Origin of the sequence: Pseudomonas inefficax (genome assembly GCF_900277125.1) — a bacterium.
In the GTDB taxonomy this organism is placed as follows: Bacteria; Pseudomonadota; Gammaproteobacteria; order Pseudomonadales; family Pseudomonadaceae; genus Aquipseudomonas; species Aquipseudomonas inefficax.
On sequence record NZ_OPYN01000037.1, the window covers coordinates 1 to 20,277 of the forward strand.

Below are 20,277 nucleotides of genomic sequence, written 5' to 3' on the forward strand. Positions count from 1 at the left end.
CGGAGTGGACGAACCTCTGGTGTTCCGGTTGTCACGCCAGTGGCATTGCCGGGTAGCTATGTTCGGAAGAGATAACCGCTGAAAGCATCTAAGCGGGAAACTTGCCTCAAGATGAGATCTCACTGGGATCTTGAATCCCCTAAAGGGCCGTCGAAGACTACGACGTTGATAGGTTGGGTGTGTAAGCGCTGTGAGGCGTTGAGCTAACCAATACTAATTGCCCGTGAGGCTTGACCATATAACACCNAAGCAATTTGCTGACGCAGATTGCGGTGGTGAAGACGAAAGAACCGAAAGTTCGCAACATCACAAATATCGCATATCCGAATTCGCTGGGCTGTCCATCTGGACATTCTGGCAACAGAATTTCTTGACGACCATAGAGCATTGGAACCACCTGATCCCATCCCGAACTCAGCAGTGAAACGATGCATCGCCGATGGTAGTGTGGGGTTTCCCCATGTGAGAGTAGGTCATCGTCAAGATTCATTTCGCAAAACCCCTATCTGCGCATGCAGGTAGGGGTTTTGTCTTTCTGGCTAATAAAGTCCCAGACCTGCACAACCCTTCTCTGTGGGAGCGGGCGCGCCCGCGAACACCGGCAAAGCCGGTGCCATCCACCGCGCTGCCTGCTTCGCAGCTGAAGCCCACAAGTGCGGCGCGGTCTTCGGGGTGCTGCGCGGAGTGGCCTTCACTCTGCCGGCAGGCCCTTTTCCTATGCAAGCCAACAGCCCATAGCTATCATGCCTGCCTTATTCCAAGTCGAGACTGGCATGCTGAAGTTGTTGAATCTCCTCAAGGATGGCAGGTTCCATTCCGGAGAAGCTCTGGGGGCGGCCCTCGGGGTAAGTCGCAGCGCCGTTTGGAAGCAGCTGCAGCACCTAGAGAGCGAACTGAACCTCACCATTCACAAGGTTCGTGGGCGCGGCTATCAGCTGTCGGCGCCACTGGCTTTGCTCGATGCACAAGCGATTGCCGAGTTTACCGAAGGCGAGCAGTGGCCTGTTTTTATCCACGACACCATCGATTCGACCAATGCCGAAGGCCTGCGGCTCGCCGCGGAAGGGCAGATTGCTCCATTCCTGGTCCTGGCTGAGCGCCAGAGCGCCGGCCGTGGTCGGCGTGGTCGGCAGTGGGTCAGCCCGTTTGCCGAAAACCTGTATTACAGCCTGGTACTCCGTGTGGATGGCGGCATGCGCCAGCTCGAGGGCTTGAGTCTAGTGGTGGGGTTGGCGGTAATGCGTACCCTGCAGGCGTTTGGGGTGAAGGATGTGGGGCTCAAATGGCCCAATGATGTCCTCGTTCGCGGGCAGAAGATCACCGGTATCCTCTTGGAGTTGGTGGGCGACCCGGCAGATGTATGTCATGTGGTGCTGGGTATCGGCATCAATGTGAACATGCAGCTCAATGATCAGGTCGACCAGCTGTGGACCTCGATGCGCCGCGAAGCAGGGATGGCAGTTGACCGTAACCGCCTGGTGGCGTTGCTCAGCCAGCAGTTGCAGCGCGAATTGGCACGGCATCGTCGCTACGGGTTTGCCGCATTCCAGGAAGAATGGGAGCAGGCGCACCTCTGGCAGGGGCGCAAGGTTTCTCTGGTTGCCGGTAACACACGTATTGATGGCGTGGTTCTTGGTGTCGACGGGCAGGGCGGCTTGCGCCTTGAGGTGGACGGGGTAGAAAAGAGCTTCAGTGGTGGTGAGCTCAGTTTGAGGTTGCGTGATGATTCTTGAGCTCGATTGCGGTAACAGCTTCATCAAGTGGCGGGTAATCCATGTCGCTGATGCAGCGATTGAAAGCGGCGGTATCGTCGACTCCGATCAGGCGCTGGTAGCCGAGGTGGCTGCGCTGCCGTCGGTTCGTCTCACTGGCTGCCGCATTGTCAGCGTGCGCAGTGAAGAAGAAACCGATGCGCTTTGCGCGCTGATTGCCCAAGCGTTTGCCGTGCAAGCGCGAGTGGCGCATCCGGCCCAGGAACTGGCGGGTGTGCGCAACGGCTATGACGACTACCAGCGCCTGGGCATGGACCGTTGGTTGGCGGCGCTGGGAGCTTTTCACCTGGCCAAGGGCGCTTGCCTGGTCATTGACCTGGGAACCGCTGCAAAAGCGGATTTCGTTGCAGCGGACGGCGAGCACCTGGGTGGCTACATCTGCCCGGGTATGCCATTGATGCGTAGCCAGTTGCGTACGCACACCCGGCGTATCCGTTATGACGATGCCTCAGCTGAGCGTGCATTGGCCAGCCTGGCGCCAGGGCGTTCGACTGTCGAGGCGGTCGAGCGCGGATGCGTGTTGATGCTCCAGGGTTTTGCGCGTACCCAGCTCGAGCAGGCGCGGGCGCTGTGGGGGGACGATTTTGCAGTCTTTCTCACTGGTGGTGATGCGCCGTTGGTAAAAGAGGCCGTGCCGCAGGCGCGCGTCGTGCCTGACCTGGTTTTCGTTGGCTTGGCCATGGCCTGCCCATTGGATTGAGGTGCCTATGCGTTGGTTGTTTCTGTTGTTACTGGTGCTCAACGTCTTTTATTACGTGTGGCACCAGCAGGAAGCCCCGCTGAAGGTCAAGGAAGTCGCGCCCCTTTCGCTGTACAAGGGGAATCAGCAAGAAATCCGTCTGTTGCGTGAAACAGGTGTGTCGGCGCCACCCAAGCGTCGGGATGAGTGCCTGGTAGTCGGCGGCGTTATGGGGCAGGGGGAGCTCGATGCACTGCGTCAGCGTCTGTTAAGCCTGGATATTTCCACGCTACCGGTGGCGGGCCAGCTAGCGGGGGCGGAGGGTCGTTGGCTCAAGGTTGCCGCTGAAAGCGAGCGTTTGCTGGACCAAAACGTCATCGCAACTCTTTCCAACGATTTCAAAGACTTAAAACACAAAATTATTTTCTGCCAGGGTATTGCAACTGGCGAATAGCTTGATAGAATGGCGCCCGCTTCACAGGGAACACCACTCAGGTGGTAGAGCTGGAAGCGGTGTCAAAGCAGCTAAGTTTCAGATTTGATTGAAAAAATTTGAAAAAACGCTTGACACTAGGGCGGCAGACAAATAGAATGCCGGCCACATCTGGAGGGATTCCCGAGCGGTCAAAGGGGGCGGACTGTAAATCCGTTGCGAGAGCTTCGAAGGTTCGAATCCTTCTCCCTCCACCAGTTTTAGCGAGAGCCGCAAGCTCCGCGGGTATAGTTTAGTGGTAGAACCTCAGCCTTCCAAGCTGATGATGCGGGTTCGATTCCCGCTACCCGCTCCAAGTTTGCTGGATTTTGCACAAAGTGTTTCGCTCTTGTAGCTCAGTTGGTAGAGCACACCCTTGGTAAGGGTGAGGTCAGCGGTTCAAGTCCGCTCAAGAGCTCCATATAAACAAGGCAGATATGAAAATATCTGCCTTTGTTTTATCAGCGCAAGACTATTTCTTCTGCGGAGGATTGTATCGATGGCTAAGGAAAAGTTTGATCGTTCCCTTCCCCACGTTAACGTCGGCACTATCGGCCACGTTGACCACGGTAAGACCACTCTGACCGCAGCTCTGACTCGCGTCTGCTCCGAAGTTTTCGGTTCGGCAGTCGTTGAGTTCGACAAGATCGACTCGGCTCCGGAAGAAAAAGCGCGCGGTATCACCATCAACACCGCTCACGTCGAGTACAACTCGAACATTCGTCACTACGCTCACGTTGACTGCCCAGGTCACGCTGACTACGTGAAGAACATGATCACCGGTGCTGCCCAGATGGACGGCGCGATCCTGGTTTGCTCGGCCGCCGATGGTCCGATGCCACAAACCCGTGAGCACATCCTGCTGTCCCGTCAGGTAGGCGTTCCTTACATCGTGGTCTTCCTGAACAAGGCTGACCTGGTAGACGACGCCGAGCTGCTGGAACTGGTCGAGATGGAAGTTCGCGACCTGCTGTCCACCTACGACTTCCCAGGCGACGACACTCCGATCATCATCGGTTCGGCTCGTATGGCGCTGGAAGGCAAAGACGACAACGAAATGGGTACTACCGCTGTCAAGAAGCTGGTAGAAACTCTGGATGCCTACATCCCTGAGCCAGTTCGTGCTGTTGACCAGCCGTTCCTGATGCCGATCGAAGACGTATTCTCGATCTCGGGTCGTGGTACCGTTGTTACCGGTCGTATCGAGCGTGGTATCGTCCGCGTTCAGGATCCGCTGGAAATCGTTGGTCTGCGTGACACCACCACCACCACCTGCACCGGTGTTGAGATGTTCCGCAAGCTGCTGGACGAAGGTCGTGCTGGCGAGAACTGCGGCGTTCTGCTGCGTGGTACCAAGCGTGACGACGTTGAGCGTGGCCAGGTTCTGGTCAAGCCAGGTTCGGTCAAGCCGCACACCAAGTTCACCGCAGAAGTCTACGTTCTGTCGAAGGAAGAAGGCGGTCGTCACACTCCGTTCTTCAAAGGCTACCGTCCTCAGTTCTACTTCCGTACCACTGACGTGACCGGTAACTGCGAACTGCCGGAAGGCGTTGAAATGGTAATGCCAGGTGACAACATTCAGATGACTGTTACCCTGATCAAGACCATCGCAATGGAAGACGGTCTGCGCTTCGCTATCCGTGAAGGCGGTCGTACCGTCGGCGCCGGTGTCGTAGCAAAAATTATTGAATAAGTAGTTGATTTACTTGATCAGGCCGGTATAATGGCCGGCCTGATACAGCGTTACAGGTCAGTAGCTCAATTGGCAGAGCGACGGTCTCCAAAACCGTAGGTTGGGGGTTCGATTCCCTCCTGACCTGCCATTTCACTTCGGTGTGATGGCTTTCTTCTTACAGGATCCTCCTCGATGACTCCCAAAACTGAAGCCCAAGAATCGCGTTTTGATCTGTTCAAGTGGCTGGCTGTAGTGGCTTTGGTGGTTATCGGTGTAGTGGGTAACCAGTATTACTCCGCATCCCCGATCCTGTATCGCGTCCTTGCACTTCTCGTCCTGGCTGCTGTCGCGGGCTTTGTTGCCTTGCAGACTGCGAAGGGCAAGTCGTTCTTTACGCTGGCGAAGGAAGCTCGTACCGAGATTCGTAAAGTCGTGTGGCCGACCCGCCAGGAAACCACCCAGACCACGCTGATTGTCGTGGCTGTCGTGCTGGTTATGGCACTGCTGCTGTGGGGTCTTGATTCCCTGCTCGGCTGGGCGGTCTCCTTGATCGTTGGCTAAAGGTGATCCGTGGCTAAGCGTTGGTATGTTGTGCATGCTTACTCGGGTTACGAGAAGCATGTAATGCGCTCCCTGATCGAGCGCGTCAAGCTGGCTGGCATGGAAGACGGTTTCGGCGAGATCTTGGTCCCGACCGAAGAAGTCGTCGAAATGCGCAACGGCCAGAAGCGCAAGAGTGAGCGTAAATTCTTCCCTGGCTATGTATTGGTCCAGATGGAGATGAACGAAGGGACTTGGCACTTGGTCAAGGATACCCCTCGTGTGATGGGCTTTATTGGTGGCACCGCAGACAAGCCTGCGCCGATCACTGATAAAGAAGCTGAGGCCATCCTGCGTCGCGTTGCCGACGGTAGCGACAAGCCGAAGCCGAAGACGCTGTTCGAGCCGGGTGAAGTGGTTCGAGTCATTGATGGTCCGTTCGCTGACTTCAATGGTAGTGTCGAAGAGGTTAACTACGAGAAGAGCCGCCTGCAGGTTGCAGTGCTCATTTTCGGTCGCTCTACTCCGGTGGAGCTCGAGTTCAGCCAGGTCGAAAAGGTCTAGGCGGACGAAGCATCCCATACCCCGCAGCCCTGTGTGCTGCGGGGTTTTGTCGTCACTGGGATAAAACGCAAGTCATCCGGGGAGCCATCAGGCGTTCGTACCCGATTTTGGAGTAGCTCATGGCTAAGAAGATTCAGGCTTACATCAAGCTGCAAGTTAAGGCCGGCCAGGCCAACCCAAGCCCACCCGTTGGTCCAGCACTGGGTCAACACGGTGTGAACATCATGGAATTCTGCAAGGCCTTCAACGCCCGTACTCAGGGTCAAGAAGCCGGCCTGCCGACTCCTGTGATCATCACTGTCTACAGCGACCGTAGCTTCACCTTCGAGACCAAGAGCACCCCTGCCTCGGTTCTGCTGAAGAAAGCTGCTGGCCTGACCAGTGGTTCGGCTCGTCCGAACACCGTTAAAGTCGGTACCGTTACCCGTGCTCAGCTGGAAGACATCGCCAAGGCTAAACAGGCTGATCTGACTGCCGCTGACCTGGACGCTGCTGTACGCACCATCGCTGGCTCTGCCCGCAGCATGGGCCTGAACGTGGAGGGTGTGTAATGGCTAAGCTGACCAAACGCCAAAAGGCGATCGCCGAGAAAATCGAAGCAGGCAAGGCCTACAACTTCGAAGAAGCGGCCACTCTGCTGGCTTCGCTGCCGGCTGCCAAGTTCGTAGAGTCCTACGACATCGCCGTTAACCTCGGTGTTGACCCGCGTAAATCCGACCAGGTCGTACGTAGCGCTACCGTGCTGCCACACGGCACTGGCAAGACCGTTCGCGTTGCTGTCTTCACCCAGGGTCCAGCTGCTGAAGCCGCTCTGGCTGCCGGCGCTGACCGCGTAGGTATGGACGACCTGGCTGCCGAAATGAAAGGCGGCGACCTGAACTATGACGTCGTCATCGCATCGCCTGATGCCATGCGCGTTGTAGGTCAGCTGGGTCAGGTTCTGGGTCCTCGCGGCCTGATGCCTAACCCGAAAGTTGGTACCGTGACCCCAGACGTAGCCGGCGCCGTCAAGAACGCCAAGGCTGGTCAGGTTCGCTACCGTACCGACAAGAACGGTATCATCCACACCTCCGTTGGCAAGATCGGCTTCGAAGCCGGCAAGCTGAAGGAAAACGTTGAAGCCCTGATCGCTGACCTGAAGCGTATCAAGCCAGCTTCCTCGAAAGGTATCTACGTCAAGCGCGTTACCCTGAGCACCACCATGGGCCCAGGTCTGGTCATCGATCAGAGCTCGCTGAACGTGTAAGAACATGGTGGCGCGACCTGTCGCGCCACCAGCAAAAATTGGGGTCCCTGCCTGGCGGGGGCTATCCAAGACCGTAGGCGGCGCGAGCCTTAAAACACCAGCCCACGCAGATGGTGCTCCCGATTCGTTACCGAATCAGACACCAAAACGACATCCGGCTTCGGCCAGATGAAACGGTAAAAACCAGGAGTAAACCCGTGGCAATTAAACTCGAAGACAAGAAGGCCATCGTCGCTGAAGTCAACGAGGCTGCCAAAGTCGCTCTGTCCGCTGTCGTGGCTGATGCCCGTGGTGTGACTGTAAGCGCAATGACCGGACTCCGTAAAGAGGCCCGCGAAGCTGGCGTTTACGTACGTGTCGTACGTAACACCCTGCTCAAGCGCGCTGTTGAAGGCACCGAATTCTCGATCCTCAACGACGCGTTCAAAGGCCCGACCCTGATTGCTTTCTCCAACGAACACCCGGGCGCTGCTGCTCGTCTGTTCAAAGAGTTTGCCAAGGGTCAGGACAAGTTCGAGATCAAGGCAGCTGCGTTTGACGGCAATTTCATTGCAGCGAACCAGATCGACGTGTTGGCTACCCTGCCGACCCGCGACGAAGCTATCGCAAAACTGATGAGCGTTATTCAAGGCGCCACCAGCAAGCTGGCTCGTACTCTGGCAGCCATTCGCGACCAGAAAGAAGCTACCGCCGCCTAAGGCGCGCAAACTCTTTCAAAATCATACGTTTAATTTGATGGCTGCGTAGGCTGTCACCCCAATACAGGATTTAAGTCATGTCTCTGACTAACGAACAAATCATCGAAGCAATCGGCCAGAAAACCGTTCTGGAAGTTGTTGAGCTGATCAAAGCTATGGAAGAAACCTTCGGCGTTACCGCTGCTGTTGCCGCTGCTGGCCCAGCTGCTGCTGCTGCCGTTGTTGAAGAGCAGACCGAGTTCAACGTTGTTCTGGTTGAAGCCGGCGACAAGAAAGTGAACGTGATCAAAGCCGTTCGCGAACTGACCGGTCTGGGCCTGAAAGAAGCCAAAGAGAAAGTCGATGGCGCTCCTCAGGTTGTAGCTGAAGGCGTTTCGAAAGAAGCCGCTGAAGACGCTAAGAAGAAGCTGGAAGAAGCTGGCGCTAAAGTCGAGCTGAAGTAATCTCGACCTTGCGACTCCAGTCCGAGCGTTGAGCGAAGGGCTGATGGCTGGTGGCTTATGCCACCGGCCTTTTTCCGTTATTGGTGGCCGGTCAGGCCGGCCCCGATAACAAGCTGCAAGACACCCATGTGGGTGGCGCAAACCAAGGGGTTTGCACGATTTTCTGGCTGCTCCCGCCGGGAGAAGCCAAACAAGCAGGTGACCAAGCTGGGGAACGCTGATGGCTTACTCATACACTGAGAAAAAACGTATCCGCAAGGACTTTAGCAAGTTGCCGGACGTCATGGATGTGCCTTACCTCCTGGCCATCCAGCTGGATTCGTATCGCGAATTCCTGCAAGCGGGAGCATCCAAGGATCAGTTCCGCGACGTCGGCCTGCACGCGGCCTTCAAATCGGTATTTCCGATCATCAGCTACTCCGGCAATGCTGCCCTGGAGTACGTAGGCTATCGCCTGGGCGAACCCGCCTTCGATGTGAAGGAATGTGTCCTGCGTGGCGTGACCTTTGCGGTCCCACTGCGGGTCAAGGTGCGCCTGATCATCTTCGACAAGGAATCGTCGAACAAAGCGATCAAGGACATCAAAGAGCAAGAAGTCTACATGGGTGAAATCCCCCTGATGACTGAGAACGGTACCTTCGTTATCAACGGTACCGAGCGTGTGATCGTTTCCCAGCTGCACCGTTCGCCTGGTGTGTTCTTCGACCACGACCGTGGCAAGACTCACAGCTCCGGCAAGCTGCTGTACTCCGCTCGCATCATCCCTTACCGCGGCTCCTGGCTGGACTTCGAGTTCGACCCGAAGGACTGCGTGTTCGTACGTATCGACCGTCGCCGCAAACTGCCGGCCTCGGTGCTGCTGCGTGCCCTGGGTTACAGCACTGAAGAAGTGCTGAACACCTTCTACACCACCAACGTGTTCCACATTTCCGGCGAGAAACTCAGCCTGGAACTGGTACCGCAGCGTCTGCGTGGTGAGGTTGCAGTCATGGATATCCATGACGAAACCGGCAAAGTCATCGTCGAGCAGGGCCGCCGTATTACCGCGCGCCACATCAACCAGCTCGAGAAGGCCGGCGTCAAGCAGCTGGACGTTCCTATGGAATACGTCCTGGGCCGCACTACCGCCAAGGCCATCGTGCATCCGGCTACCGGCGAGATCCTGGCCGAATGCAACACCGAGATGACCACCGAACTGCTGATCAAGGTCGCCAAGGCACAGGTTGTCCGTATCGAGACCCTGTACACCAACGACATCGATTGCGGTCCGTTCATCTCCGATACCCTGAAGATCGACACCACCAGCAACCAGCTGGAAGCCCTGGTCGAGATCTACCGCATGATGCGTCCTGGCGAGCCGCCAACCAAGGATGCAGCCGAGACCCTGTTCAACAACCTGTTCTTCAGCGCCGAGCGTTACGACCTGTCCGCCGTTGGCCGCATGAAGTTCAACCGTCGTATCGGTCGTACCGAGATCGAAGGTTCGGGCGTGCTGAGCAAGGAAGATATCGTCGAGGTTCTGAAGACCCTGGTCGACATCCGTAACGGCAAAGGCATCGTCGACGACATCGACCACCTGGGTAACCGTCGCGTACGTTGCGTCGGCGAGATGGCCGAGAACCAGTTCCGCGTTGGTCTGGTGCGCGTCGAGCGCGCGGTCAAGGAACGCCTGTCGATGGCGGAAAGCGAAGGCCTGATGCCGCAGGACCTGATCAATGCCAAGCCGGTAGCGGCGGCAGTGAAAGAGTTCTTCGGTTCCAGCCAGCTGTCCCAGTTCATGGACCAGAACAACCCGCTCTCCGAGATCACCCACAAGCGCCGCGTCTCTGCACTCGGCCCTGGCGGTCTGACCCGTGAGCGTGCCGGCTTCGAAGTCCGTGACGTACACCCGACCCACTACGGCCGTGTGTGCCCGATCGAGACCCCTGAAGGTCCGAACATCGGTCTGATCAACTCCCTGGCAGCCTATGCCCGCACCAACCAGTACGGCTTCCTGGAAAGCCCGTACCGCGTGGTGAAGGAAGGCGTGGTCAGCGACGACATCGTGTTCCTGTCGGCCATTGAAGAAGCGGATCACGTCATCGCCCAGGCTTCGGCCGCGATGAACGAGAAGAAGCAACTGATCGATGAGCTGGTAGCTGTTCGTCACCTGAACGAATTCACCGTCAAGGCGCCGGAAGACGTCACCCTGATGGACGTTTCGCCGAAGCAGGTTGTTTCGGTCGCTGCGTCGCTGATTCCGTTCCTCGAGCACGACGACGCCAACCGTGCGTTGATGGGTTCGAACATGCAGCGTCAGGCTGTACCGACCCTGCGTGCCGACAAGCCGCTGGTAGGTACCGGCATGGAGCGCAACGTTGCCCGTGACTCCGGTGTCTGCGTGGTTGCTCGCCGCGGTGGTGTGATCGACTCGGTCGATGCCAGCCGTATCGTTGTTCGCGTTGCCGACGACGAAGTGGAAACCGGCGAAGCAGGTGTGGATATCTACAACCTGACCAAGTACACCCGTTCGAACCAGAACACCTGCATCAACCAGCGTCCGCTGGTCAGCAAGGGTGACAAGGTTCAGCGTGGCGACATCATGGCCGACGGCCCGTCCACCGACATGGGTGAACTGGCGCTGGGTCAGAACATGCGCATCGCGTTCATGGCGTGGAACGGCTTCAACTTCGAAGACTCCATCTGCCTGTCCGAGCGTGTGGTCCAGGAAGACCGCTTCACCACCATCCACATCCAGGAACTGACCTGTGTGGCGCGTGACACCAAGCTTGGCCCAGAGGAAATCACTGCGGACATCCCGAACGTGGGTGAAGCCGCACTGAACAAGCTGGACGAAGCCGGTATCGTCTACGTGGGTGCCGAAGTCGGTGCTGGCGACATCCTGGTCGGCAAGGTCACGCCAAAAGGCGAAACCCAGCTGACTCCGGAAGAAAAACTGCTGCGCGCAATCTTCGGTGAGAAGGCCAGCGACGTTAAGGACACCTCCCTGCGCGTGCCGACCGGCACCAAGGGTACCGTCATCGACGTACAGGTCTTCACCCGTGATGGTGTCGAGCGCGACAGCCGCGCCCTGGCCATCGAGAAGATGCAGCTGGACGAGATCCGCAAGGACCTCAACGAAGAGTTCCGCATCGTCGAAGGTGCAACCTTCGAGCGTCTGCGTTCCGCCCTGAACGGCCAGGTGGTCGACGGTGGCGCGGGCCTGAAGAAGGGCACCGTGATCACTGACGAAGTGCTGGACGGTCTGGAGCACGGCCAGTGGTTCAAACTGCGCATGGCTGAAGATGCACTGAACGAGCAGCTGGAAAAGGCTCAGCAGTACATCGTCGACCGTCGCCGTCTGCTGGACGACAAGTTCGAAGACAAGAAGCGCAAGCTGCAGCAGGGCGATGACCTGGCACCGGGCGTACTGAAGATCGTCAAGGTTTACCTGGCAATCCGCCGTCGCATCCAGCCGGGTGACAAGATGGCTGGTCGTCACGGTAACAAGGGTGTTGTCTCGGTAATCATGCCGGTCGAAGACATGCCGCACGACGCCAACGGTACTCCGGTCGATGTCGTACTGAACCCGCTGGGCGTACCTTCGCGTATGAACGTCGGTCAGATCCTCGAAACCCACCTGGGCCTCGCAGCCAAAGGTCTGGGTGAGAAGATCGATCGCATGATCGAAGAGCAGCGCAAGGCCGCTGAACTGCGCGTGTTCCTGACCGAGGTCTACAACGAGATCGGCGGTCGTCAGGAAAACCTCGACGAGTTCACCGACGAAGAGATCCTGGCCCTGGCGCACAACCTGAAGAAGGGCGTGCCAATGGCTACCCCGGTCTTCGACGGTGCCAAGGAGCGCGAGATCAAGGCCATGCTGAAGCTGGCCGACCTGCCAGAGAGCGGCCAGATGGTGCTGTTCGATGGCCGTACCGGCAACAAGTTCGAGCGTCCTGTGACCGTTGGTTACATGTACATGCTCAAGCTGAACCACTTGGTGGACGACAAGATGCACGCGCGTTCCACTGGTTCCTACAGCCTGGTTACCCAGCAGCCGCTGGGTGGTAAGGCGCAGTTCGGTGGTCAGCGTTTCGGGGAGATGGAAGTGTGGGCGCTGGAGGCATACGGCGCGGCATACACCCTGCAAGAAATGCTCACAGTGAAGTCGGACGACGTGAACGGCCGTACCAAGATGTACAAGAACATCGTGGATGGCGATCACCGTATGGAGCCGGGCATGCCCGAGTCCTTCAACGTGTTGATCAAAGAGATCCGTTCGCTCGGTATCGATATCGATCTGGAAACCGAATAACACGTGACGCGAAGGGGAGTGGGGCAGGTAATGCCCGCTCCCTGCTCCGCCAGGAGGAAAGGCCTTGAAAGACCTACTGAATTTGCTGAAAAACCAGGGTCAAGTCGAAGAGTTCGACGCCATCCGCATCGGTCTGGCGTCGCCTGAAATGATCCGTTCGTGGTCGTTCGGTGAAGTTAAGAAGCCGGAAACCATTAACTACCGTACGTTCAAACCTGAGCGTGACGGCCTGTTCTGCGCCAAGATCTTTGGCCCAGTCAAGGACTACGAGTGCCTGTGCGGCAAGTACAAGCGCCTCAAGCACCGCGGCGTGATCTGCGAGAAGTGCGGCGTTGAAGTTGCCCTGGCGAAAGTTCGTCGTGAGCGCATGGCGCACATCGAACTGGCCTCGCCTGTTGCCCACATCTGGTTCCTGAAGTCGCTGCCGTCCCGTATCGGCCTGCTGATGGACATGACCCTGCGTGACATCGAGCGCGTGCTCTACTTCGAGAGCTACGTCGTTATCGACCCGGGCATGACCACCCTGGAAAAGGGTCAGCTGCTGAACGACGAGCAGTACTTCGAAGCGCTGGAAGAGTTCGGTGACGACTTCGACGCCCGCATGGGTGCCGAAGCTGTCCGCGAGCTGCTGCACGCTATCGACCTGGAGCACGAGATCGGTCGCCTGCGCGAAGAGATTCCGCAGACCAACTCGGAAACCAAGATCAAGAAGCTGTCCAAGCGCCTGAAGCTGATGGAAGCTTTCCAGGGCTCGGGCAACCTGCCTGAGTGGATGGTCCTGACCGTCCTGCCAGTGCTGCCGCCGGACCTGCGTCCGCTGGTACCGCTGGATGGTGGCCGCTTCGCGACCTCCGACCTGAACGACCTGTATCGTCGGGTGATCAACCGTAACAACCGTCTGAAGCGCCTGCTGGATCTGTCGGCGCCGGACATCATCGTGCGCAACGAAAAGCGCATGCTGCAGGAAGCGGTCGACGCCCTGCTGGACAACGGCCGTCGCGGTCGCGCCATCACTGGCTCGAACAAGCGTCCGCTGAAGTCCCTGGCCGACATGATCAAAGGTAAGCAAGGTCGCTTCCGTCAGAACCTGCTCGGTAAGCGTGTGGACTACTCCGGCCGTTCGGTAATTACCGTAGGTCCGACCCTGCGTCTGCATCAGTGCGGTCTGCCGAAGAAAATGGCTCTCGAGCTGTTCAAGCCGTTCATTTTCGGCAAGCTGGAAATGCGTGGTCTGGCGACCACCATCAAGGCTGCCAAGAAGATGGTCGAGCGCGAGCTGCCAGAGGTGTGGGACGTGCTCGCCGAGGTGATCCGCGAACACCCCGTGCTGCTCAACCGTGCACCGACCCTGCACCGTCTGGGTATCCAGGCCTTTGAACCGGTTCTGATCGAAGGTAAGGCCATCCAGCTGCACCCACTGGTCTGCGCCGCGTACAACGCCGACTTCGACGGTGACCAGATGGCCGTTCACGTGCCGCTGACCCTGGAAGCCCAGCTCGAAGCGCGCGCGCTGATGATGTCGACCAACAACATCCTGTCGCCAGCCAACGGTGAGCCAATCATCGTTCCGTCGCAGGACGTGGTACTGGGTCTGTACTACATGACCCGTGAAGCCATCAATGCCAAGGGCGAAGGTCGCGTATTCGCCGACCTGCAGGAAGTCGACCGCGTATTCCGCGCCGGCGAGGCTGCCCTGCACGCGAAAATCAAGGTTCGTATCAACGAAACCGTGAAAGAGCGTGATGGTTCCGTGGTCAAGAACACCCGCATCGTCGACACCACTGTCGGCCGTGCGCTGCTGTTCCAGGTTGTACCGGCAGGTCTGCCGTACGACGTGGTCAACCAGCCTATGAAGAAGAAGGCGATCTCCAAGCTGATCAACCAGTGCTATCGCGTGGTTGGTCTGAAAGAGACCGTGATCTTCGCTGACCAGCTGATGTACACCGGTTTCGCTTACTCGACCATTTCCGGCGTTTCCATCGGTGTTAACGACTTCGTTATCCCGGATGAAAAAGCCCGCATCATCGGTACCGCTACCGACGAAGTGAAGGAAATCGAGAGCCAGTACGCCTCCGGCCTGGTAACCCAGGGCGAGAAGTACAACAAGGTCATCGACTTGTGGTCGAAGGCGAACGACGAAGTGTCCAAGGCGATGATGGCCAACCTCTCGAAAGAGAAGGTCATCGACCGCGAAGGCAAGGAAGTCGAGCAAGAGTCCTTCAACTCGATGTACATGATGGCTGACTCCGGTGCGCGGGGTTCCGCAGCCCAGATCCGTCAGCTGGCCGGTATGCGTGGCCTGATGGCCAAGCCGGACGGCTCCATCATCGAGACGCCGATCACGGCGAACTTCCGTGAAGGTCTGAGCGTTCTGCAGTACTTCATTTCGACCCACGGTGCTCGTAAGGGTCTGGCGGATACCGCACTGAAGACTGCTAACTCCGGTTACCTGACTCGTCGTCTGGTAGACGTTGCCCAGGATCTGGTGGTTACCGAGATCGACTGCGGCACCGACCAGGGCCTGCTGATGACCCCGCACATCGAAGGTGGCGATGTTGTAGAGCCGCTGGGTGAGCGTGTACTGGGTCGTGTCATCGCCCGTGACGTGTTCAAGCCAGGCACCGAGGACGTCATCGTTCCGGCAGGCACCCTGGTTGACGAGAAGTGGGTAGAGTTCATCGAGCTGAACAGCATCGACGAAGTAGTCGTGCGTTCGCCGATCAACTGCGAAACCCGCTACGGTATCTGCGCCAAGTGCTACGGTCGTGACCTGGCTCGCGGTCACCAGGTGAACATCGGTGAAGCTGTCGGCGTTATCGCTGCACAGTCGATCGGTGAGCCGGGTACCCAGCTGACCATGCGTACGTTCCACATCGGTGGTGCTGCAAGCCGTACCTCGGCTGCCGACAGCGTCCAGGTGAAGAACGGCGGTATGGTGCGTCTGCACAACCTGAAGCAGGTAGAGCGTGCCGATGGCAACCTGGTTGCCGTATCGCGTTCGGGCGAGTTGGCGATTGCCGACGAGTTCGGTCGTGAGCGTGAGCGCTACAAGCTGCCTTACGGTGCGGTGATTTCGGTCAAGGAAGGTGACAAGGTCGAAGCTGGCGCCATCGTCGCCAAGTGGGACCCGCACACCCACCCGATCGTTACCGAGCTGAAAGGTACCGTGACCTTCGTGGGCATGGAAGAAAACATCACCATCAAGCGTCAGACCGACGAATTGACCGGTTTGACCAACATCGAAGTCCTGGACGTCAAGGATCGCCCTGCCGCTGGCAAGGAAATCCGTCCGGCGATCAAGATGGTCGATGCTTCTGGCAAGGATCTGTATCTGCCAGGTACCGATGTACCTGCCCAGTACTTCCTGCCGGCCAACGCCCTTGTCGGTGTGGCTGACGGTGCCCAGATCGGCGTTGGTGACGTTATCGCGCGTATCCCGCAAGAAACGTCGAAGACCCGTGACATCACCGGTGGTCTGCCGCGCGTTGCCGACCTGTTCGAAGCGCGCCGTCCGAAAGAAGCCTCGATTCTGGCTGAAGTCAGCGGCACCATCGCGTTCGGTAAAGAGACCAAGGGCAAGCGTCGTCTGGTCATCACTCCGACCGACGGTAGCGATCCGTACGAAGAGCTGATTCCGAAGTGGCGCCACCTGAACGTCTTCGAAGGCGAACAGGTAAACCGCGGCGAAGTTATCTCCGACGGCCCGAGCGATCCGCACGACATCCTGCGTCTGCTGGGTGTGAGCGCGCTGGCGAAGTACATCGTCAACGAGATCCAGGACGTTTACCGTCTGCAAGGCGTTAAGATCAACGACAAGCACATCGAGACCATCCTGCGTCAGATGCTGCGCAAGGTCGAGATCTCCGAGTCGGGCGATTCCAGCTTCATCAAGGGCGACCAGATGGAACTGACCCAGGTGCTGGTAGAGAACGAGCGTCTCGCCGCCGAGGACAAGTTCGTCTCCAAGTTCACCCGCGTGCTGCTGGGTATCACCAAGGCGTCGCTGTCGACCGAGTCGTTCATCTCCGCGGCTTCCTTCCAGGAAACCACCCGCGTACTGACCGAAGCGGCGGTAACCGGCAAGCGCGATTACCTGCGCGGCCTGAAAGAGAACGTGGTCGTGGGTCGTCTGATCCCGGCCGGTACTGGTCTGGCCTACCACAGCGAGCGCAAGCGTCGCCGTGATGCCGACAAGCCGCTGCGTGTGAGCGCCAGTGAGGTGGAAGCCGCACTGACCGAAGCGCTGAACTCCAGCGGTAACTAAGTACAGGGCAGGGCCCCGGCAAGCCCCGAACGGTCATCGACGACATGAAATGTTGCCGATGATCGGGCGGGGAGGGCCGGGGCCTCGTCTTGACTGGGTGCAAGATCCTCTTTAGACTTTTGTACCCTTAAATTTGGTGAGGCTCCGTCTCGCCAATTTTTGGCTTTCTTGCAAGACAATAGAGTCGCAAGACAATCAGTGGAGCTAGTAGATGGCAACTATCAACCAGCTGGTACGTCAGCCGCGTAAGCGTTCGGTCGAGAAGTCCGACGTTCCTGCGCTGCAGAACTGCCCGCAGCGTCGTGGCGTGTGCACCCGCGTGTACACCACCACGCCGAAAAAACCTAACTCGGCACTGCGTAAAGTATGCCGTGTGCGTCTGACCAACGGTTTCGAGGTTTCCTCGTACATCGGTGGTGAAGGCCACAACCTGCAAGAGCACAGCGTCGTCCTGATTCGTGGCGGCCGTGTAAAAGACTTGCCAGGTGTTCGTTACCACACCGTTCGCGGCTCTCTGGATACTTCGGGCGTCAAAGGCCGTAACCAGGGTCGTTCGAAGTACGGTACCAAGCGTCCGAAGTAATCGGTCGTTTGCAGACATCCATTTATTTGAGTCGATAAGAGTAAGGTCGGGCAGGGGTCGAAGACCCACGTCCCGGGCTAACCTGAAGACCGTTTGAGGGCTTATCATGCCAAGACGTCGTGTAGCAGCAAAACGTGAGATCCTTGACGATCCGAAGTACGGATCCCAGATTCTCGCCAAGTTCATGAACCACGTGATGGAAAGCGGCAAGAAGGCCGTAGCCGAGCGCATCGTTTACGGTGCCCTGGATACCGTCAAAGCACGCAAGAACAGCGACCCCCTGGAAATCTTCGAGAAAGCTCTCGACGCCATCGCTCCGCTGGTCGAAGTAAAGTCCCGCCGTGTCGGCGGTGCCACTTACCAGGTTCCGGTTGAAGTTCGTCCATCCCGTCGTAACGCTCTGGCAATGCGCTGGCTCGTAGACTACGCCCGCAAGCGCGGCGAGAAGTCGATGGCCCTGCGCCTGGCCGGCGAACTGCTGGATGCTGCTGAAGGCAAGGGTGCTGCAGTCAAGAAGCGTGAAGACGTGCACCGTATGGCTGAAGCCAACAAAGCGTTCTCGCACTACCGCTTCTAATTCAAGCATCAATTATTTTGCGAGGGCTTTATGGCTCGTACTACAGCAATTAACCGCTACCGTAACATCGGTATCTGTGCCCACGTTGACGCGGGCAAGACTACCACTACCGAGCGGATCCTGTTCTACACAGGTCTGAGCCACAAGATGGGCGAGGTGCACGACGGCGCCGCGACCACCGACTGGATGGTGCAGGAGCAGGAGCGCGGTATCACCATTACCTCCGCTGCCGTTACCACCTTCTGGAAAGGTTCTCGTGGTCAGTACGACAACTACCGCGTAAACGTCATCGATACCCCCGGCCACGTTGACTTCACCATTGAAGTAGAGCGTTCGCTGCGTGTACTCGACGGCGCGGTCGTTGTGTTCTGCGGCACCTCCGGCGTTGAGCCGCAGTCCGAAACCGTATGGCGTCAGGCCAACAAGTACGGCGTTCCACGTGTTGTCTACGTGAACAAGATGGACCGTGCCGGTGCCAACTTCCTGCGCGTTGTCGGCCAGATCAAGAACCGCCTGGGTCACACCCCGGTTCCGGTCCAGCTGGCTATCGGTGCAGAAGACGACTTCCAAGGTCAGGTCGACCTGATCAAGATGAAAGCCATCTACTGGAACGACGACGACAAGGGCACTACCTACCGCGAGGAAGAAATTCCTGCGGATATGGTCGAGCTGGCTAACGAATGGCGCAACAACATGGTTGAAGCCGCCGCCGAAGCCAACGAAGAACTGATGAACAAGTACCTTGAAGAAGGTGAGCTGACCGTCGAAGAGATCAAGGCAGGCCTGCGCGCGCGCACCCTGGCCAGCGAGATCGTTCCGGCTGTCTGCGGTTCGTCGTTCAAGAACAAGGGCGTTCCCCTGGTTCTCGACGCCGTTATCGACTTCCTGCCTGCTCCGACCGAGATTCCGGCGATCAAGGGTATCCACCCTGACCTGATCGACGTGCCGAAGGACGAAGTCAAGCCTGAGCAGTTCGACGAGCGTCACGCTGACGACAACGAGCCGTTCTCGGCCCTGGCGTTCAAGATTGCCACCGACCCGTTCGTTGGTACTCTGACCTTCGTTCGCGTTTACTCGGGCTTCCTGACCTCCGGTGACTCCGTCATCAACTCGGTCAAGGGCAAGAAAGAGCGCGTTGGTCGTATGGTGCAGATGCACGCCAACCAGCGTGAAGAAATCAAGGAAGTACGTGCAGGCGACATCGCTGCTCTGATCGGCATGAAGGACGTCACCACCGGTGACACCCTGTGCAACGCCGACAAGCCGATCATCCTCGAGCGTATGGACTTCCCTGAGCCTGTGATTTCGCTCTCCGTAGAGCCGAAAACCAAGGCCGACCAGGAGAAGATGGGTATCGCACTGGGCAAGCTGGCTCAGGAAGACCCGTCGTTCCGCGTCAAGACCGACGAAGAAACTGGTCAGACCATCATCTCCGGTATGGGTGAGCTGCACCTGGACATCCTCGTTGACCGCATGAAGCGCGAGTTCAACGTCGAGGCCAACATCGGCAAGCCGCAGGTTTCGTACCGCGAGAAGATCACCAAGTCCAACGTCGAGATCGAAGGCAAGTTCGTTCGTCAGTCGGGCGGTCGTGGTCAGTTCGGTCACTGCTGGATCCGTTTCTCGGAGCCGGATCAGGACGACAAGGGCAACATCACCGAAGGTCTGGTGTTCTCCAACGAAGTCGTTGGTGGTGTGATTCCTAAGGAATACATCCCTGCGATCCAGAAGGGTATCGAAGAGCAGATGAAAAACGGCGTTGTTGCCGGTTATCCTCTGATCGGCCTGAAGGCCGCGGTATTCGACGGTTCGTACCACGACGTCGACTCCAACGAAATGGCGTTCAAGATCGCTGCTTCGATGGCAACCAAGCAACTGGCCCAGAAGGGCGGTGGCGTGGTTCTCGAGCCGATCATGAAGGTCGAAGTTGTAACCCCGGAAGACTACCTGGGTGACGTGATGGGTGACCTGAACCGTCGTCGTGGTCTGGTCCAGGGTATGGATGAGTCGGTCTCTGGCCGCGTCGTCCGCGCTGAAGTTCCGCTCGGAGAGATGTTCGGTTACGCAACCGACGTTCGTTCCATGTCTCAGGGTCGCGCAAGCTACTCCATGGAATTCTCCAAATACGCCGAAGCTCCGTCGAACATCGTCGAAGCACTCGTTAAAAAACAAGGCTAATCCCCTTTAGGCAAGAGGTTCACTGTCGTGGCTAAAGAAAAATTTGATCGTTCCCTTCCCCACGTTAACGTCGGCACTATCGGCCACGTTGACCACGGTAAGACCACTCTGACCGCAGCTCTGACTCGCGTCTGCTCCGAAGTTTTCGGTTCGGCAGTCGTTGAGTTCGACAAGATCGACTCGGCTCCGGAAGAAAAAGCGCGCGGTATCACCATCAACACCGCTCACGTCGAGTACAACTCGAACATTCGTCACTACGCTCACGTTGACTGCCCAGGTCACGCTGACTACG

General features: G+C 57.9%; 16 protein-coding genes, 4 tRNA genes and 2 rRNA genes. All 22 read left to right on the plus strand.

What is annotated here, in order from left to right; translation table 11 throughout:
* Positions 1-238, plus strand: a 23S ribosomal RNA gene (locus JV551A3_RS03620); the annotation flags it as partial.
* Between the two features lie 131 nt (positions 239-369).
* Positions 370-485, plus strand: a 5S ribosomal RNA gene (rrf, locus tag JV551A3_RS03625).
* Positions 486-773: 288 nt separating this feature from the next.
* Positions 774-1,733, plus strand: a complete 960-nt coding sequence (gene birA / locus JV551A3_RS03630) for a bifunctional biotin--[acetyl-CoA-carboxylase] ligase/biotin operon repressor BirA (RefSeq protein WP_133970118.1) — start codon at positions 774-776, stop codon at positions 1,731-1,733.
* On the plus strand, positions 1,723-2,472 hold the full coding sequence (locus tag JV551A3_RS03635) for a pantothenate kinase (protein ID WP_133970119.1): 750 nt from the start codon (positions 1,723-1,725) through the stop codon (positions 2,470-2,472). Before birA ends, JV551A3_RS03635 begins: the two co-directional genes overlap by 11 nt.
* Positions 2,473-2,479: 7 nt before the next feature.
* Entirely contained in the window at positions 2,480-2,905 is a 426-nt protein-coding gene (locus JV551A3_RS03640) for a hypothetical protein (protein WP_133970120.1), read from the plus strand.
* Between the two features lie 152 nt (positions 2,906-3,057).
* Positions 3,058-3,141: transfer RNA gene (locus JV551A3_RS03645), tRNA-Tyr, on the plus strand.
* A gap of 24 nt (positions 3,142-3,165) precedes the next feature.
* Positions 3,166-3,239, plus strand: a tRNA-Gly gene (locus tag JV551A3_RS03650).
* A gap of 29 nt (positions 3,240-3,268) precedes the next feature.
* A tRNA-Thr gene (locus JV551A3_RS03655) sits at positions 3,269-3,344 on the plus strand.
* Positions 3,345-3,422: 78 nt separating this feature from the next.
* On the plus strand, positions 3,423-4,616 hold the full coding sequence (gene tuf, locus JV551A3_RS03660; RefSeq protein WP_013970626.1) for an elongation factor Tu: 1,194 nt from the start codon (positions 3,423-3,425) through the stop codon (positions 4,614-4,616).
* Between the two features lie 54 nt (positions 4,617-4,670).
* Positions 4,671-4,746: transfer RNA gene (locus tag JV551A3_RS03665), tRNA-Trp, on the plus strand.
* A 44-nt stretch (positions 4,747-4,790) separates the two neighbouring features.
* On the plus strand, positions 4,791-5,159 hold the full coding sequence (gene secE, locus JV551A3_RS03670) for a preprotein translocase subunit SecE (protein WP_133970121.1): 369 nt from the start codon (positions 4,791-4,793) through the stop codon (positions 5,157-5,159).
* 9 nt (positions 5,160-5,168) lie between these two features.
* The gene (nusG, locus tag JV551A3_RS03675; protein ID WP_003255501.1) at positions 5,169-5,702 is read left to right on the plus strand and encodes a transcription termination/antitermination protein NusG; all 534 of its coding nucleotides are present in this window, start codon (positions 5,169-5,171) and stop codon (positions 5,700-5,702) included.
* 119 nt (positions 5,703-5,821) lie between these two features.
* The gene (gene rplK, locus JV551A3_RS03680) at positions 5,822-6,253 is read left to right on the plus strand and encodes a 50S ribosomal protein L11 (RefSeq protein ID WP_003255500.1); all 432 of its coding nucleotides are present in this window, start codon (positions 5,822-5,824) and stop codon (positions 6,251-6,253) included.
* Entirely contained in the window at positions 6,253-6,948 is a 696-nt protein-coding gene (gene rplA, locus JV551A3_RS03685) for a 50S ribosomal protein L1 (protein ID WP_085626170.1), read from the plus strand. Before rplK ends, rplA begins: the two co-directional genes overlap by 1 nt.
* A 197-nt stretch (positions 6,949-7,145) precedes the next feature.
* Entirely contained in the window at positions 7,146-7,646 is a 501-nt protein-coding gene (rplJ, locus tag JV551A3_RS03690; protein ID WP_016715872.1) for a 50S ribosomal protein L10, read from the plus strand.
* A gap of 77 nt (positions 7,647-7,723) precedes the next feature.
* Complete coding sequence (gene rplL / locus JV551A3_RS03695) at positions 7,724-8,089, plus strand: 50S ribosomal protein L7/L12 (protein WP_003255496.1); 366 nt, start codon at positions 7,724-7,726, stop codon at positions 8,087-8,089.
* Positions 8,090-8,309: 220 nt separating this feature from the next.
* Positions 8,310-12,383 carry a DNA-directed RNA polymerase subunit beta gene (gene rpoB / locus JV551A3_RS03700; RefSeq protein WP_013970631.1) on the plus strand — a complete coding sequence of 1,358 codons (4,074 nt, stop codon included), beginning with the start codon at positions 8,310-8,312 and terminating at the stop codon, positions 12,381-12,383.
* Positions 12,384-12,447: 64 nt separating this feature from the next.
* Positions 12,448-16,647, plus strand: a complete 4,200-nt coding sequence (gene rpoC, locus JV551A3_RS03705; RefSeq protein ID WP_112249306.1) for a DNA-directed RNA polymerase subunit beta' — start codon at positions 12,448-12,450, stop codon at positions 16,645-16,647.
* 211 nt (positions 16,648-16,858) lie between these two features.
* Entirely contained in the window at positions 16,859-17,230 is a 372-nt protein-coding gene (gene rpsL / locus JV551A3_RS03710) for a 30S ribosomal protein S12 (RefSeq protein ID WP_003255492.1), read from the plus strand.
* 106 nt (positions 17,231-17,336) lie between these two features.
* Positions 17,337-17,807, plus strand: coding sequence for a 30S ribosomal protein S7 (rpsG, locus tag JV551A3_RS03715; RefSeq protein ID WP_003246741.1), 471 nt, complete (start codon positions 17,337-17,339; stop codon positions 17,805-17,807).
* 30 nt (positions 17,808-17,837) lie between these two features.
* A complete protein-coding gene (gene fusA / locus JV551A3_RS03720; RefSeq protein ID WP_112249305.1) occupies positions 17,838-19,985 on the plus strand; it encodes an elongation factor G in 2,148 nt (715 codons plus the stop codon).
* 27 nt (positions 19,986-20,012) lie between these two features.
* Positions 20,013-20,277 (plus strand): GTP-binding protein (locus tag JV551A3_RS03725; RefSeq protein ID WP_235874537.1); only part of this gene is annotated, 265 nt, incomplete at its 3' end.